Below are 14,738 nucleotides of genomic sequence, written 5' to 3'. Positions count from 1 at the left end.
TGGCCTTCATGGGACTTTTCTTTTTACCGACCGCCGCTTACGCTTTGCGTCGGACACTCTGTTCCAACTGGGAGATGACAATGAAAAAAATGTTGCTGGCCACCGTGGCCACCGCGCTGACAGCAGGCACCGCCTATGCTGCGGCGCATTCCTCCGAGACCAAGATCGGCGTGATTCTGGGCTTTACCGGCCCGATTGAATCACTGACGCCGATGATGGCCGACAGCGCCGAACTGGCGCTGAAAGAGATCAACGAGTCCGGCAATTTCCTGGACGGCGTGACGCTGGGATCCGTCCGCGCCGACTCGACCTGCGTCGATTCTGCCGCTGCCACCGCGGCCGCCGAACGTCTGGTCACCACCGATGGTGTGGTTGCGATCATGGGCGCGGATTGTTCGGGTGTGACCGGTGCCGTGCTGTCCAACGTGGCAGTGCCCAACGGCATCCCGATGGTGTCGCCCTCTGCGACCTCGCCGGGCCTGAGCACCGCCGAAGATAACGGTCTGTTCTTCCGCACCGCACCGTCGGATGCCCGTCAGGGCGAAGTTCTGTCCGGCATTCTGGCGGACAAGGGTATCACCTCGGTGGCCGTGACCTATACCAACAACGATTACGGCAAGGGCCTGTCGGACAGCTTCATCTCGAGCTTTGAAGCATCGGGCGGCACGGTCACCCTGAACGCACCGCACGAGGACAACAAGGCCGACTATTCCGCCGAGATCGGTGCGCTGGCGTCGGCCGGGGGCGATCTTCTGGTGGTTCTGGGCTATTCGGATTCCGGCGGCAAGGGCATGATTCAGGCCGCGCTGGACACCGGCGCATTCGACACATTCATGATGGGCGACGGCATGTATGGCGACGCCCTTGTCGCCGAGCTTGGCGCCGACATGGAAGATTCCTTCGGCGCTGTGCCGTGGAGTGAAGGCGCCGGCGCGGATGCCTTCAAAACCATCACCGACGCTGCCGGAATCAACGGCGAATCCTCGTTCACCCGCGAATCCTATGACGCGGCAGCGCTGATCGCACTGGCGATGATGGCAGGCGGCGAGGCAAGCTCTGCGGCGGTCAAGGACAACCTGCTGGCGGTGGCCAACGGTCCGGGCGAAGAGATCCTTCCGGGCGAGCTGGGCAAGGCGTTGCAGATCCTCAAGGACGGCGGCGAAGTCGACTATGTCGGCGCCACCAATGTCGAACTGATCGGACCGGGCGAAGCCGCCGGCAGCTATCGCTACTACACCATCAAGGGTGGGGCTTACGAAACTGTCGATTTCCGTTAAACACCGCGGATGAAACGGGACAGCCCGGAGAAATCCGGGCTGTCCGCACAAGATGAAGGTGCCGGCAAAGGTGCCTCGGACAGAGAGGGAAACACGTGATCCGGGTCGAGAACCTTCACCGTCATTTCGGTGGCTTCCGTGCCGTCGATGGCGCCAGCCTCGAGATTGCCACCGGTTCCATAACTGGTCTCGTCGGGCCGAATGGTGCGGGAAAGACAACTCTTTTCAATGTGATAGCTGGCGTTCTTGAACCTACTTCCGGCCGTGTGCTCATGGACGGCGAGGACATCACCGGGCTGCCGCCGCATGTGTTGTTTCACAAGGGACTGCTGCGCACCTTTCAGATCGCGCATGAGTTTTCGTCGATGTCCTGTCGGGAAAACCTGATGATGGTTCCGGGCGGACAATCGGGCGAAACGCTGTGGAATGCCTGGATGCACCGCGCGCGCATCGCGCAGGAAGAGTCGGCTCTGCTGAAGAAGGCCGACGAAGTTCTTGATTTTCTGACGATTTCCCATCTGAAAGACGAAAAGGCCGGCAATCTGTCCGGCGGGCAGAAAAAGCTACTGGAGCTTGGCCGGACGATGATGGTCGACGCCAAGATCGTGTTTCTCGACGAGGTGGGCGCCGGAGTGAACCGGACGCTTCTGAACACGATAGGGGATGCAATTCAACGGCTTAACACAGAACGAGGCTACACTTTCTGCATGATCGAACATGATATGGATTTCATTGGACGGCTGTGTGATCCGGTCATCGTGATGGCCGAGGGGCACGTTCTGGCCGAAGGCTCGATCAGCGAGATCAAGGCCAATGAAGCGGTCATCGAGGCCTATCTTGGCACCGGCCTCAAGAACAAGGAAGCGGTGACATGAGGGCGGCTGGAAGCCGCGCGATCTGCGCCCGAGCGTCGGCGCGCGACGCGGGCACCGGACGGGTCCGCCCCGGCACCAGTGGTGCAACCTGTGACACGGTGCGGGGCTGGTCTGCGCGGGTCACGGCGGGAGGGGTCCATGGGTGAACCCTATCTGATCGGCGCGGACATGACCGGAGGCTATGGCCGCGGCGCGGACATTCTGCACGGCTGCACCATCGCGGTCGAGCGCGGCGAGATCGCGGTGATTGTCGGACCCAACGGTGCGGGCAAGTCGACAGCGATGAAGGCGGTCTTCGGGATGCTGGATCTGCGGTCGGGGTCGGTGCGGCTGGACGGCGAGGACATCACCGCGCTCAGCCCGCAGGACCGGGTCGGCAAAGGCATGGGCTTTGTGCCGCAGACGCACAACATTTTCGCCTCGATGAGTGTCGAGGAGAACCTTGAGATGGGCGCCTTTATCCGGCGCGACGATTTTCGCGGTACGCTGGCGCAGGTTTACGACCTTTTCCCGATCCTGAAGGACAAGCGGCATCAGGCGGCCGGCGAGCTGTCTGGCGGACAGCGGCAGCAGGTGGCGGTTGGTCGCGCGCTGATGACCCAGCCAAGGGTGCTGATGCTGGACGAACCGACAGCCGGCGTGTCGCCCATCGTGATGGACGAGTTGTTCGACCGGATCATCGAAGTTGCACGCAGCGGAATTTCGATCCTCATGGTCGAACAGAACGCCCGGCAAGCACTTGAAATTGCGGACAAGGGGTATGTTCTTGTGCAGGGCAGAAATGCCTTCACGGGGACCGGAAAGGAACTGTTGGCCGACCCGGATGTGCGCAAGAGTTTTCTGGGCGGATGATGCGGGCCGCGCTCATACTGTCACTTCTGCCCATGGCCGCACCTGCGGATGTGCTGGAATGTCGGCTGTTTCCCGAAGGTGGCGGCGCAGAACTTCTGGTCGCCTTTGGCATCGACCGCACGCAGTTCGCGCCGCCGTTGAATCCGGACGAGCCGCCGCGCCGCCAGGAAAGCCGCGTGGCGATGGGGGACGAGACCTTTGCCGCCGAACCGTTGCTGTTTGACGACGGGCGACGCGGGTTCTGGACCGGGGACCGACAGGACGGGGCCTTGCTGATGATGATCGCACCGGACAGCCGCGCCACCCTGAGCACGCAAGACGGGGCGGTGTTCACCGGCGATTGCGAGGATCTGCAATGACCGCAGCAAACCAGTGGCGGGGTTGCACGCCCCTGTCGCGCCCCGGAATCGTGGCGCCCCGGCCAGCCGCCGGGTGGACGGATTGCGGCGGGGAATTGCGCTGGGTTACCAAAAGGAGAGCAGCGTGGAGTTTCTGAACGGTTTTGTCGCGCTTGCCAATTTTGTGCTGATCCCGGGTGTGGCCTACGGCAGTCAACTGGCCCTGGGGGCGCTGGGGGTGACGCTGATATATGGCATCCTGCGGTTTTCGAACTTTGCCCACGGCGACACGATGGCCTTTGGCACCATGTGCACCATTCTGGTCACCTGGGGTTTGCAGGGCATGGGGGTCTCGCTGGGGCCGCTCCCGACCGCGCTGCTGGCGATCCCCTTCGGGATCCTGGGCTGTGCGGCGCTGATCCTGTTCACCGACCGGGTGGTCTATCGGTTCTACCGCGCGCAGCGGGTCAAGCCGGTGATCATGGTCATCGTCTCGATGGGGGTGATGTTCATCTACAATGGCGTGACGCGGTTCATCATCGGCACCGAGGATCAGAATTTTGCGGATGGCGAACGCTTTCTCATCGGGGCGCGTGAATTCCGCACGCTGACCGGTCTGGACGAAGGCCTGGCGATCCGCACGACGCAGGGCCTTACCGTGGTGACAGCGGTGATCGTGGTGGCGGTACTGTTCTGGTTCCTGAACCGCACCCGCACCGGCAAGAGCATGCGCGCCTATTCCGACAACGAGGATCTGGCGCTGCTCTCTGGGATCAACCCCGAACGGGTGGTGATGGTCACCTGGCTGATCGTGGCGGCGCTGGCAACCATTGCCGGTGTGCTTTACGGCCTGGACAAGTCGTTCAAACCCTTCACTTATTTTCAGCTGCTCCTGCCAATCTTTGCCGCTGCCATCGTTGGCGGTCTCGGCTCGCCGCTGGGGGCGATCGCAGGCGGGTTCGTGATCGCCTTTTCCGAGGTCGCGATCACCTATGCCTGGAAAAAGGTGCTGGGCTACTGGATGCCAGAGAGCCTCGCTCCGGACAGTCTGGTGCAGCTGATGTCGACTGACTACAAATTCGCGGTCAGCTTCGTGATCCTGCTGATTGTGCTGCTGTTCCGCCCCACCGGGCTATTCAGGGGGAAATCGGTATGAGCGATCGTCTGCGAGGCGCGCTGCTGTTCGGCGTCGTGGCGCTGCTGATCCTTGGCACAGGGATCGTGCAAAGCTGGAACTCGGCGCTGCTGATCCTGAACATGGGACTGGTGAGCGCGGTGATGGCACTGGGGGTGAACCTGCAATGGGGCTTTGCCGGGCTGTTCAACGTCGGGGTGATGGGCTTTGTCGCCCTGGGCGGGCTCGCCACGGTACTGGTGTCGATGCCGCCGGTATCGGCGGCCTGGAGCGCCGGAGCGGCGCGGCTGTTTCTGGCACTGGCCCTGGGCGCGGCCTGCGTGGGACTGGCGATACTGGTCTGGAAACGCCTGCGGCGCGGGGTGCGCGGCTGGATCGTGGCTTTGGTTCTGGTGGCAGGCTTCTTTGCCTTCCGTGAGGTTTTTGACCCGGCGGTGGCTTTGATCGAGGCCGTGGACCCGGCCGCGACCGGCTATCTTGGCGGGCTGGGACTGCCGGTGGTTCTGGCCTGGCCGGTGGGCGGCGTGCTGGCGGCTGGCGTGGCCTGGCTGATCGGCAAGACGGCACTGGGTTTGCGCTCGGACTATCTGGCGATTGCCACCCTGGGCATCGCCGAGATCATCATCGCCGTGATCAAGAACGAGGACTGGCTGGCGCGCGGCGTGAAGAACGTGATCGGCCTGCCCCGTCCCGTGCCCTACGAGATCGACCTGCAGAACGATCCGGGATTTGTGCAGTCCGCTGCCAACCTGGGGGTCGATGCGACAACGGCGTCGACGCTGTATGTGAAACTGGGCTACGGGCTGATGTTCGCCGCGGTGTTGCTGATCCTGCTGGTCCTCGCGCAACTGGCGCTGAAGTCGCCCTGGGGGCGGATGATGCGCGCCATCCGCGACAACGAAACCGCGGCGCGGGCCATGGGCAAGGACGTGACCGGTCGGCATTTGCAGATCTTCGTGCTCGGATCGGCGATCTGCGGCATTGCCGGGGCGATGATGACGACACTGGACGGCCAGCTCACGCCCGGCACATACCAGCCGCTGCGCTATACCTTCCTGATCTGGGTGATGGTGATTGTCGGCGGTTCCGGCAACAACTTCGGCGCGGTGCTGGGCGGGTTTCTGATCTGGTTTCTCTGGGTGCAGGTCGAACCGATCGGCCAGGCCGTGATGACCTTTGTGACCGCAGGCATGGCGGACGGCAGCTGGCTCAAGGATCACCTGCGCGACTCGGTTCAGCACATGCGCCTGCTGACCATGGGGGTGATCCTGTTGCTGGTGCTGCGCTTCAGTCCGCGGGGCCTGCTGCCGGAACGCTGAAGCCGCCGCGCGGCAGCCGGCCCCCTGTGCCGCCGGCATATGATACTTTTCGGCTAGTGACCCGGACGGCAGGCTTGTCTATCCTGACCTTCTTGCCGCAGGAAAGACCCAGTATATGACCGAACGCGCCCAGGCCCCGGATCCCGCATTGCCAACATCGGCGCTGGTGGTCGATGACCATCCATTGTTCTGCGACGCGCTGACACTGACGCTGCAATCCATCGCCGACTTCGAAGAGATCCGCACCGCCGGAACCCTGGAAAAGGCGCTCGAGGTGGTGGCGCAGGATTCATTGATCGACTTCATCATCCTGGATTTGAACCTGCCGGACGTGAACGGGCTGGACGGATTGGTGCGGTTGCGCAATGCCGCGCCGCGCGCCGCAATCCTGATCGCCTCGTCGATGGCGGACAACCGGATGATCAGTCACGCCCTGAAAGCCGGGGCCAATGGCTTTGTGCCGAAACATTCGCAGCGTTCCGTGTTCCGGCGTGCCTTCGAGGCAGTGGGACAGGGCCAGAAGTTTGTTCCGGACGGCTATATCGATCCGCATGGTGCCGGCGGTCAGGGCCTGCAGGGCGATGTTCTGGACCGGCTGGGCAGCCTGACCAACCAGCAGGCCCGTATCCTGAACCTGATCTGCGAAGGCAAACTGAACAAGCAGATTGCCTTTGACCTCACCATCGCCGAAACCACGGTCAAGGCGCATGTGACGGCGATCATGCGCAAGCTTGGGGTTCACAGCCGGACACAGGCAGTGCTGATCGCGCAGGAAGCCCGCTTTGCCAAGGTCTTGCCAAGCGGGGATTGACACCCCTATCGTCGCGCCAGCCACCCGGCACGGGCAGGCACAGAGCGGAGACGTGACCGTCTCAGGGAGGGAGGACACACTGACATCCGGTGCGCAGCATTCCGGAGCGCTGAGAACTGCGCAGGTGCCCGGTGACCATCCGGCGCCGCTGGATGCGATTTCGGCGCAACTGTCGACCGAGCCGCTGGAACTGGTCCTGCTGTTCGTCTCGCCGAATGCCGATTTTCAGGCCCTGGCCCGCCAGACCGAAGGCCGCTTTGGCGGGGCCGACGTGCTGGCCTGTACGACGGCGGGCGAGATCGGCCGCGACGGGTATGAAGAAGACCAGATCATCGCGGTCGCCTTTCCCTCGGCGCTGTTCGCGACCCGGACCTACGCCGTCGAAGCGCTGGATACGCTGGAAGAACAGCAGGTGATCGACACCGCGATTCAGCACCGCACCGCCCTCACCCGCCGCGCCTCTGAACTGACCTGGGAATTTGCCTTTCTGATGGTCGATGGCCTCAGCCTGCGCGAAGAACACCTGACCACCATGCTGGCTGCGGGTCTGGGGCCGATGTCGTTGTTTGGCGGCTCGTCCGGCGATGGCACCGCGTTCCGTCAGACCTGGCTGTCGCGCAACGGCGTCGTGATGCGCAATTCGGCACTGGTGGCGCTGGTGCGTTCGCGCTGCCCGGTGCATGTCTTCAGCCTGGATCACCTGATGCCGACCGACACCCGCATGGTGGTGACCGCGGCAGACCCCGAGCGCCGTGTGGTCCAGGAAATCAACGCCGAGCCGGCCGCCGCCGAATACGCCCGGCTGCTGGGCAAGGATCCCAACCAGCTGGATCCGTTCATCTTTGCCGCCCATCCGGTTGTCGTGCGGCTGGGCGACACCCATCATGTGCGGGCGATCCGTCAGGTCAACGACGCGGGCGAGCTGGTGTTCTTTTCCGCCATCAACGAAGGCATGGTCCTGACGCTGGCGAAACACGAGGACATCGCCGAGCATCTGGAACGCGAACTGTCCGCCATGGCACGGCCGAACGGGGCCGCGCCGCAGATCCTTGGTTGTGATTGCATCCTGCGCCGCATCGAGGCCGGACAAAGCCAGAAGACCCGCGACATCTCGCAGATATTGCGCGCCCGCAACGTGATCGGCTTTTCGACCTATGGCGAACAGGTCGGGGCGCTGCATGTCAACCAGACCCTGACCGGGGTCGCGATCTATCCTCCCGTCGCAGCCGAGGAGTAGTCCCGTGTCGATCATCAACCCGGCCGACAGTCTCGAGCGGCAGAACGAAAAACTGGTCAAGATCACCGAATCCCTGATGCGGCGGGTGGAATACGGCACCGCACAATCCGGGGCTGCCTATGCACAGTTTGAACGTGCCGCCTTGCTGGAAAAACGGGTGCGGGAACGGACGCTCGAACTGGAGCGCACGCTGGATCTGTTGCACGAATCCAACGCGCAGCTGGGCCGCGCGAACGAGGAAACAGAAGCGGCCCGGCGCAACCTTGCCGATGCAATCGAGACGGTGTCCGAGGGCTTTGCCCTGTTTGATCCGATGGACAATCTGGTGATGTTCAATTCGCGGTTCTGCCGCGATTTCCGCGACATGGCAGAGGCACTGCGTCCCGGTCTGCCATTCGAAGAGTACATCCACCAGATCAGCCAGAGCATCAGTCTGGTGCTGCCCGAAGGCGACGACCCCGAAGGCTGGGCCGCCAAACGCATCCGGCGGCACATTGACCGGCATGTGATGTTCAACGTCCAGCTGACGCACGACCGCTGGTTGCAGGTCAGCGAACACCGCACCGGAAACGGCGGCACCGTGGTGCTTCAGACCGATGTCACCGACATCATCCGGCTGGAGCGGCTCGAGCACCGGCGGTTGCGGGACAAACAGGCCCGGATGATCCGCGCGACGCTGGACCATCTCAACCAGGGAGTGTGCATCTTTGACGAGAATGCGCAGCTCGTCGGCTGGAATCAGAAACTTGGGGCCCTGTTGTCCCTGCCCGCCCGCCGGTTGCACATCGGTGCCTCTTTCGCCGGCATGCTGGACAAACTGGACGCCAGCATCGTTTTTACCCGCGGTATGGACCGTGATGGATTTCGCCGCTGGGCGCACAGCACCAGCCCGCGACAGCCGATCTCGTTCGAGGTGCGCAGCGGCGACGCGATGACGCTGCACATTTTTGGCCGCGCCATGCCGGATCGCGGCTTTGTCATCTCGTGTACCGACGTGACCGCGGAACGCGAGGCGGCGCAGAAGCTGCATGAAATGAACGAGATTCTGGAACAGCGGGTGATGGAGCGCACCCTCGAGCTCGAGGATGCGCTCAGCGCCGCCGAACGTGCGAACGCCTCGAAATCCCGCTTTGTCGCCGCGGCGAGCCACGACCTGTTGCAGCCGCTGTCCGCGGCCAAACTGTTCATCTCGTCCCTGGCTGACCGCAGCGCTGACCGGCCCGCCGATGCCGCGGTGCTGAGCAAGGCAGAATCTGCTCTGAGCAGCGCCGAGCAGATCATAGATGCGCTGCTCAACATCTCGAAACTGGAATCCGACGGCCTGAGTTTCGATATCCGGCCGGTGGCGCTGTCCGAGATCCTGGGCCCCCTGCACGACGAGATGGAAATGCTGGCTGCTGCCAAGGGGCTCGACCTGCGCATCGTCGAGTCGGGCCTGACGGTGGAAACCGATCCGGCCTATCTGCGCCGCGTGGTGCAGAATCTGCTGGCCAACGCGGTGCGGTATACCGACACCGGGCGCGTGCTGATGGGGGTGCGTCGGCGCGGCGGTTCCGCCCGGATCGAGGTCTGGGACACCGGCCCCGGCATCGCCGAAGAGGATCAGGGCACGATCTTTGAGGAATTCAAGCGACTGGACACCAAGGCCAGCCGCAATGACGGTCTGGGTCTGGGTCTGGCCATCGTCGAACGCGCCTGCGCCCGGCTGGGGCACCCGCTGGGGCTGTGGTCCGTACCCGGGCGCGGCAGCTGTTTCATGGTCAACGTCCCCGTGGCCGGGCGCGCGGAGCCACTGTCGACCGCCCACAAACGGCCCGTGCGCCCGCATGGACTGGCGCAGTCCGGCCTGATCATGCTCCTGGTCGAGAATGAACCACAGCTGCGGCGCGCCATCTCGATTCTGGTGGAAAGCTGGGGGGTGAACGTGATCGAGGCAGAGGACGCGGACTCGGCGCTTCAGTTGCTCGAAGATCTTGAAATCCGCCCGGATGCCCTGCTTCTTGACCAGCAACTGGGTCAGGGCCTGTCCGGCACGGGGCTCTACGAGGAGATCAGCCAGCGCATGGGCGCCCTGCCCTGCTCGATCATCTCTGCGGACCGATCCCCGGGTTTGCGCGACGCCTGCGATGCGCTGGGGCTCGATCTGCTGCTGAAGCCGCTGGACCGGCACAAGCTGGGCCAGTTCCTGCGCCAGACGGCCCGCGGCTTCTGACGTCGCGCGTGGGCCCGGCGGCACGCCGGTTCTGAACCGCCCGGACGGTCGGGCCGCCTGCCTTACAACATGCCACGGCAGCCGCGGTGCGCGGACGGTTTGCCGACATGGAACGGGTTCAGCACCAGAATCCACCCTGCGGGATAGCCCGGCGCCTGCGTGCGGCGGTAGGTGCAGTTGTCGGCGGTCGTGTAATAATCACCCTGAAACCCGGCGCCGGGGCCACCCGCAACCGTCCAGACCCGGGCTTCTGCGGCGCCGTCGGACAGGCCGGTGGTGAATCCCTGCAGATCGGCAACGGCAGCGGAGGAGGTCAGTGCGAGAGCAAGCGATATGACGATGGTTTTCATGGTAGTCTCCTGAACCAAGGGTGCATTTCCCGTCCGGTATGTCAGTGGTTGACCTGACGGTGTGAACAGCCCTGTTGTGCCCCTCCTTTGGGTAAGAAACCGCGAAGAGAATGCGGCGCAATTGTGGGCTTTCCTGACAGTTTTACGCTTCAGCGACGATACTGACGCTCATGAGGTGCCGGCCCGGGTTAGAGTTTCGCAAACACCTCTGTGCGATAAGACCGCCACTTCTGTTCACTTTTTGTACGGATGCCTCGTGGAAATGCCCGTCCTGCGCTGCCTCATGGTCGAGGATTCCGAAACCGACCGGATGATGATGGAACGCGTACTGGAAAAGCAGCCCGTGCCGATCCTGCTGCGTGTGGCGCGCACCCTGGGCGAAGCCCGCCGCCGGATTGGCAATGAAGACTTCTCGCTGATGTTCCTGGACAATACCCTGCCCGACGGGCTTGGCGCGGACTTCCTGCCAGAGCTTTCCAGCTACCGGCGGCGGAACAGGCTGTCTGTGATCATCGTCAGTGACTGGCCTTCGCCTTTCGTGTACGCCAAGGCCCGGGCGCAAGATGTATGTGCGATCTGGCGCAAGCAGGATTTCACCCCTGACGCGGTCTCCAGAGTCTTGCGCGAACAGGCGCCCTGATAGCGGGTCACAGAGCCGGGGCCGCCGTTTGCCGCACCGGGCGCGGTCCGGTAAGACCGCCGGCGCCACCGCTTAGCGTGCGATCACAATATCGGCGCTCAGTCCACCCAGTCTGTCGCTTTGACCCAACCGCAGCACGCCGCCATGGACCCGGGCGATATCCGCCGCGATCGCCAGCCCCAGACCGACACCCGATCCGGCATCCTGATTGCGCGACGAATCCAGCCGCACAAAGGGGCGCATCGCTTCTTCGCGCCGTTCGGGGTCAATGCCGGGGCCGTCATCTTCCACCCGGATGCGCAGAGAGGTCTCGGTCAACACCACGCTGATTTCACATCGCGTGCCGTACCGCACCGCATTGCCGATCAGGTTTTCGACCGCACGCCGCATCGCCGTTGGGCGCAGCGTCACAACACCCTCGCCCTGCGACTGTGCCAGAGTGACATCCGTCCCCCCCCGCTGCGCATCCTGCACGATCTGCGCCACCAGCGCCTGCGCATCCGTCGGCTCGGCCGCACCCGACTCGGCGTTGCCGCGGGCAAAGTCCAGAAAGGCATCCAGAAGCCGCTGCATGTCCTCGACATCGCGCTCCATCGGCTCGCGCTCGGCGTCATCCAGCATCGCAAGGCTCAGTTTCATCCGCGTCAGCGGCGTGCGCAGGTCATGGCTGACCCCCGAAAGCATCATGGTACGCTGCTCGATCTGCCGTTCGATCCGTGCCCGCATGTCCAGAAAGGCATTGCCCGCTGCGCGCACCTCGACCGCGCCGGACGGGCGGTAGGGTTCATGCCGCCCCTTGCCGAACGCCTCGGCCACTTCGGCAAGCCGGGTGATGGGGCGAAGTTGATTGCGCAAGTAGACGTAGGAAATAAACGTCATCAGCCCGCCGAAGAACGCCATGTTGACCAGCAATTGATGCGGGTTCGACGGTGACGCGCGCCGCCGGTCAAAGGCCACTGCGAACAATTGCCCCGCGCGCTGCACGTACAGCACCACATCGTTGTCATTGGGCAGCTGCACCGACTTCAGGCCCGGAATGGAGCGATACAGCGTGCGCATCACCACGATGCCCGAGAAATCGTAGAACCGGCGCTGATCGCTGAGCGGCAGGTCGGAGTCCTCGACCCGCGCGAGGCGCAGTGACAGACCTTCGGTGACACCCTCGGCGGCGGGATCACCCTGCACGGACAGAGCGACGTTGATTCCGCGCGCGATGTCGCGGCTCATCTGCGCGCTCACATCTTCAAAATGACGCTGGATAAAGACCACCGAGACCACCAGCAACAAGGTCACCACCGGCAGCGCCAGGATGAGCAGGCCACGGGCATAGATCCCGCGCGGCATATAGTGTTTGAGCCAGTGAAACATCATGTCTCAGGCTAACCAAAGCCCGGGCCGAGAACCATCGGATAATCCGCAGGCAGCCTGCCAAACCATTCGGCCGCACCTGCGCCAGATCGGGTCATCAGACACCCCTGTCGATCCCCAGGCCTGGCCAGGCGATTCCCGGCCCGCAATCGGATTCTGTCACCGGCAGAGCCGAATCGACGCCCCGGACCCGATACACGATGCTGCCGACCTGTGAGCGGCACAGCCCTTGCGCTGGTCTGGGTTTCCGGGACACTTGTGTGGGTAAAAACCACGCAACGAAAGGTTGCCGCATGATCGACCCCGACCCGGACTTCAAGCCTTTGGTGGGTGTCGCCGATGAAATTGATCAAGGTCTGCGGCGTGTTCTGGCGCCCAATCCTTCGCCGATGACATTCCGGGGCACCAACACCTACCTGCTGGGCACGCGCGGGATCGCAGTGATCGACCCCGGTCCCGACGACCCTGCGCATCTCGCCGCACTACTCGCGACCCTGCTGCCGGGCCAGCACATAAGCCACATCATCGTGACACACGCGCATCTGGACCATTCGCCTCTGTCGCGCCGACTGGCCCGGATCACCGGCGCTCCGGTTCTGGCGTTCGGCGATGCGCTGGCAGGCCGCAGCGCGATCATGCAGCAGCTCGCGGCATCCGGACTGGTGGGCGGAGGCGAAGGCGTGGACGCGGCCTTTGCACCTGACGTGATCACGCAGGACGGCGCGGAGATCGTCGGAGATGGATGGCGCCTCGAGGTGATCCACACCCCGGGCCATTTCGGCAACCACATTTCACTCGGCTGGAACGACACCCTGTTTTGTGGCGATCTGGTCATGGGATGGGCGTCTTCCCTGGTTTCACCGCCAGACGGCGATCTCAGTGACTTCATGGCGTCCTGCCGCCGCCTGAGGGCCATGCCCTGGCGGCGCTTCCACCCCGGCCACGGCGCCGCGATAGACGCGCCGCTGGCACGTCTGGACTGGTTGATCGATCACCGCCTGTCGCGCGAGACCGCTATCCTGGCCGCCCTGAACGAGGGTCCGGCCTGCTCGCAGGCCCTGGCCCACAGGATATACACCACCACTCCGGCCCACCTCATGCCGGCGGCCACACGCAACGTGCTGGCGCATCTCGTTGATTTGACGTTCAAATCTGCCGTCGCCCCCATCGGCCCCCTGGCCGCAAGCGCCCGGTTTGCCCACCTGAAGAACTAATACGAGAAATTCGGAATTTTTGTGCAAAAAGCCTCTGGACGCCGCAAAACCGGATTGCTATACGCCCCGGAGTGATCCGGCGTAGCTCAGCGGTAGAGCAGTTGACTGTTAATCAATTGGTCGTAGGTTCGATCCCTACCGCCGGAGCCATAAATCTCAAAAACATCAGAGACTTACGGCAAACCCCTTAGGGGGTTTTCGTCGTTTGTTTCGGCGTTGTCACCGGATTTGTCACTGCTTTAGCGATGGCAAGCGCAGGGTCGCACATCTGTTGAAATGAAAGGCCGCACATGACCACCAGCCCGCCGTCGTGGCCAACCACGATCCCGCACGATCTGGACAAAGCCTTGAATGATCTGGCGACTCAGCGTTACTCCAAAAGCAACGCCGACACGTGGGGCGTTATGCAGGAATGGTTGCATTGTCATTGGGTTCAGGTACCGGAAGACTTGCCTATGCGGCCAGAGCAGACTGCCAGAAACGTTTAGTTTAGACGCTTGGCTGGGTATGCTTTGCGGACAAAGTGAGCTTTCCCTATGGAAGTTCCAATCGCAGCTCAGAGCTGTGATACGCTTTCGCCATTGCCCACAGTTTTGAAGGAACCCGCGAACATGATCGCCTACTTCACCGTCGGAGCGGACGACATAGCGAAGGCAGAGCACTTCTACTCGGCGTTCCTGCCATTTCTTGGCTATAGGCTCGAAGGATATCACGGAGACTTGAGCTACATCCTACCTGCCGAGCCAGGTCAGGCCTCCATTCAGCCAGATTTCTACGTCAAGTCCCCATTCAACGGGCAATCTGCATCCGCTGGAAATGGGGTCATGGTCGCGTTTCAGGCTCATTCGCAGAAACAGGTCCGTGATCTTCACAGTGCTGCGCTGGCCGCAGGTGGCACCAATGAAGGGCTGCCCGGCTTCAGGGCTTCGTATGGTCCCCATTTCTATGTCGGCTATCTTCGTGACCCATACGGCAACAAGATTGCGCTGTTCTCCAGCGATCCGAGTGAACCCAGATGCGACGAGGAACCCAAGTGACCTGCTCCCCTGAAACGTCCGCGATTCGGGGTTCGTCTGTTCTTTGCAAAGGAGACAGACGATGAAGCGATCA

Annotated in this window: 14 protein-coding genes and 1 tRNA gene; 13 read left to right on the top strand and 2 right to left on the bottom strand. The window is 63.0% G+C overall.

Translation table 11 applies throughout. From position 1 onward, the window contains the following. Window positions 1-80 precede the first annotated feature (80 nt). From FOY53_RS11475 to FOY53_RS11435, 9 genes are all read left to right on the top strand, one after another. Window positions 81-1,277, top strand: a complete 1,197-nt coding sequence (locus FOY53_RS11475; protein ID WP_146588908.1) for an ABC transporter substrate-binding protein — start codon at window positions 81-83, stop codon at window positions 1,275-1,277. Window positions 1,278-1,372: 95 nt separating this feature from the next. Further along, window positions 1,373-2,152, top strand: coding sequence for an ABC transporter ATP-binding protein (locus tag FOY53_RS11470; protein ID WP_146588906.1), 780 nt, complete (start codon window positions 1,373-1,375; stop codon window positions 2,150-2,152). A 138-nt stretch (window positions 2,153-2,290) separates the two neighbouring features. Next, a complete protein-coding gene (locus FOY53_RS11465; RefSeq protein ID WP_146588904.1) occupies window positions 2,291-3,004 on the top strand; it encodes an ABC transporter ATP-binding protein in 714 nt (237 codons plus the stop codon). Beyond that, window positions 3,004-3,363: a hypothetical protein gene (locus FOY53_RS11460; RefSeq protein ID WP_186766585.1), complete on the top strand. Its 360-nt coding sequence runs from the start codon at window positions 3,004-3,006 to the stop codon at window positions 3,361-3,363. Before FOY53_RS11465 ends, FOY53_RS11460 begins: the two co-directional genes overlap by 1 nt. 124 nt (window positions 3,364-3,487) lie before the next feature. After that, entirely contained in the window at window positions 3,488-4,498 is a 1,011-nt protein-coding gene (locus FOY53_RS11455) for a branched-chain amino acid ABC transporter permease (protein ID WP_146588900.1), read from the top strand. Continuing rightward, the gene (locus FOY53_RS11450) at window positions 4,495-5,796 is read left to right on the top strand and encodes a branched-chain amino acid ABC transporter permease (RefSeq protein WP_186766584.1); all 1,302 of its coding nucleotides are present in this window, start codon (window positions 4,495-4,497) and stop codon (window positions 5,794-5,796) included. The genes FOY53_RS11455 and FOY53_RS11450 overlap by 4 nt, the downstream gene beginning before the upstream one ends. A 115-nt stretch (window positions 5,797-5,911) precedes the next feature. After that, complete coding sequence (locus FOY53_RS11445; RefSeq protein WP_146588898.1) at window positions 5,912-6,607, top strand: response regulator; 696 nt, start codon at window positions 5,912-5,914, stop codon at window positions 6,605-6,607. A 52-nt stretch (window positions 6,608-6,659) separates the two neighbouring features. Beyond that, complete coding sequence (locus FOY53_RS11440) at window positions 6,660-7,844, top strand: FIST N-terminal domain-containing protein (RefSeq protein ID WP_246107364.1); 1,185 nt, start codon at window positions 6,660-6,662, stop codon at window positions 7,842-7,844. Between the two features lie 4 nt (window positions 7,845-7,848). Then, entirely contained in the window at window positions 7,849-10,056 is a 2,208-nt protein-coding gene (locus FOY53_RS11435) for a hybrid sensor histidine kinase/response regulator (protein WP_146588896.1), read from the top strand. Between the two features lie 62 nt (window positions 10,057-10,118). Here the strand turns inward: FOY53_RS11435 and FOY53_RS11430 are convergent, their stop codons facing one another. Beyond that, window positions 10,119-10,406: a hypothetical protein gene (locus tag FOY53_RS11430; protein WP_146588894.1), complete on the bottom strand. Its 288-nt coding sequence runs from the start codon at window positions 10,404-10,406 to the stop codon at window positions 10,119-10,121. A 61-nt stretch (window positions 10,407-10,467) separates the two neighbouring features. Between FOY53_RS11430 and FOY53_RS11425 the strand changes: the two genes are divergently transcribed. Next, complete coding sequence (locus FOY53_RS11425; protein WP_246107363.1) at window positions 10,468-11,046, top strand: response regulator; 579 nt, start codon at window positions 10,468-10,470, stop codon at window positions 11,044-11,046. A gap of 72 nt (window positions 11,047-11,118) precedes the next feature. Here the strand turns inward: FOY53_RS11425 and FOY53_RS11420 are convergent, their stop codons facing one another. Beyond that, window positions 11,119-12,417, bottom strand: a complete 1,299-nt coding sequence (locus FOY53_RS11420) for an ATP-binding protein (protein WP_146588890.1) — start codon at window positions 12,415-12,417, stop codon at window positions 11,119-11,121. Window positions 12,418-12,707: 290 nt separating this feature from the next. On the opposite strand from FOY53_RS11420, the gene FOY53_RS11415 reads away from it, so the two are divergent. The 3 genes from FOY53_RS11415 (at window position 12,708) to FOY53_RS11405 (ending at window position 14,665) form a co-directional block, all read left to right on the top strand. Then, window positions 12,708-13,628, top strand: coding sequence for an MBL fold metallo-hydrolase (locus tag FOY53_RS11415; RefSeq protein WP_146588888.1), 921 nt, complete (start codon window positions 12,708-12,710; stop codon window positions 13,626-13,628). 75 nt (window positions 13,629-13,703) lie between these two features. Next, window positions 13,704-13,778, top strand: a tRNA-Asn gene (locus FOY53_RS11410). Between the two features lie 461 nt (window positions 13,779-14,239). Then, window positions 14,240-14,665 (top strand): VOC family protein, encoded by a 426-nt coding sequence (locus FOY53_RS11405; RefSeq protein WP_146588886.1) that lies wholly within the window; start codon window positions 14,240-14,242, stop codon window positions 14,663-14,665. The last annotated feature ends 73 nt before the right edge of the window (window positions 14,666-14,738 follow it).

Origin of the sequence: Puniceibacterium confluentis (assembly GCF_007923445.1) — a bacterium.
Taxonomy (GTDB): Bacteria; Pseudomonadota; Alphaproteobacteria; order Rhodobacterales; family Rhodobacteraceae; genus Puniceibacterium; species Puniceibacterium confluentis.
This window is presented reverse-complemented; position numbering and strand designations above follow the sequence as displayed.

Bases quoted from the DNA above. Each gene is read 5' to 3' on its own strand.
- FOY53_RS11475 (WP_146588908.1), top strand. From the start codon at position 81: ATGAAAAAAATGTTGCTGGCCACCGTGGCCACCGCGCTGACAGCAGGC.
- FOY53_RS11465 (WP_146588904.1), top strand. From the start codon at position 2,291: ATGGGTGAACCCTATCTGATCGGCGCGGACATGACCGGAGGCTATGGC.
- FOY53_RS11460 (WP_186766585.1), top strand. From the start codon at position 3,004: ATGCGGGCCGCGCTCATACTGTCACTTCTGCCCATGGCCGCACCTGCG.
- FOY53_RS11450 (WP_186766584.1), top strand. From the start codon at position 4,495: ATGAGCGATCGTCTGCGAGGCGCGCTGCTGTTCGGCGTCGTGGCGCTG.
- FOY53_RS11445 (WP_146588898.1), top strand. From the start codon at position 5,912: ATGACCGAACGCGCCCAGGCCCCGGATCCCGCATTGCCAACATCGGCG.
- FOY53_RS11430 (WP_146588894.1), bottom strand. From the start codon at position 10,406: ATGAAAACCATCGTCATATCGCTTGCTCTCGCACTGACCTCCTCCGCT.
- FOY53_RS11420 (WP_146588890.1), bottom strand. From the start codon at position 12,417: ATGATGTTTCACTGGCTCAAACACTATATGCCGCGCGGGATCTATGCC.
- FOY53_RS11415 (WP_146588888.1), top strand. From the start codon at position 12,708: ATGATCGACCCCGACCCGGACTTCAAGCCTTTGGTGGGTGTCGCCGAT.
- FOY53_RS11405 (WP_146588886.1), top strand. From the start codon at position 14,240: ATGATCGCCTACTTCACCGTCGGAGCGGACGACATAGCGAAGGCAGAG.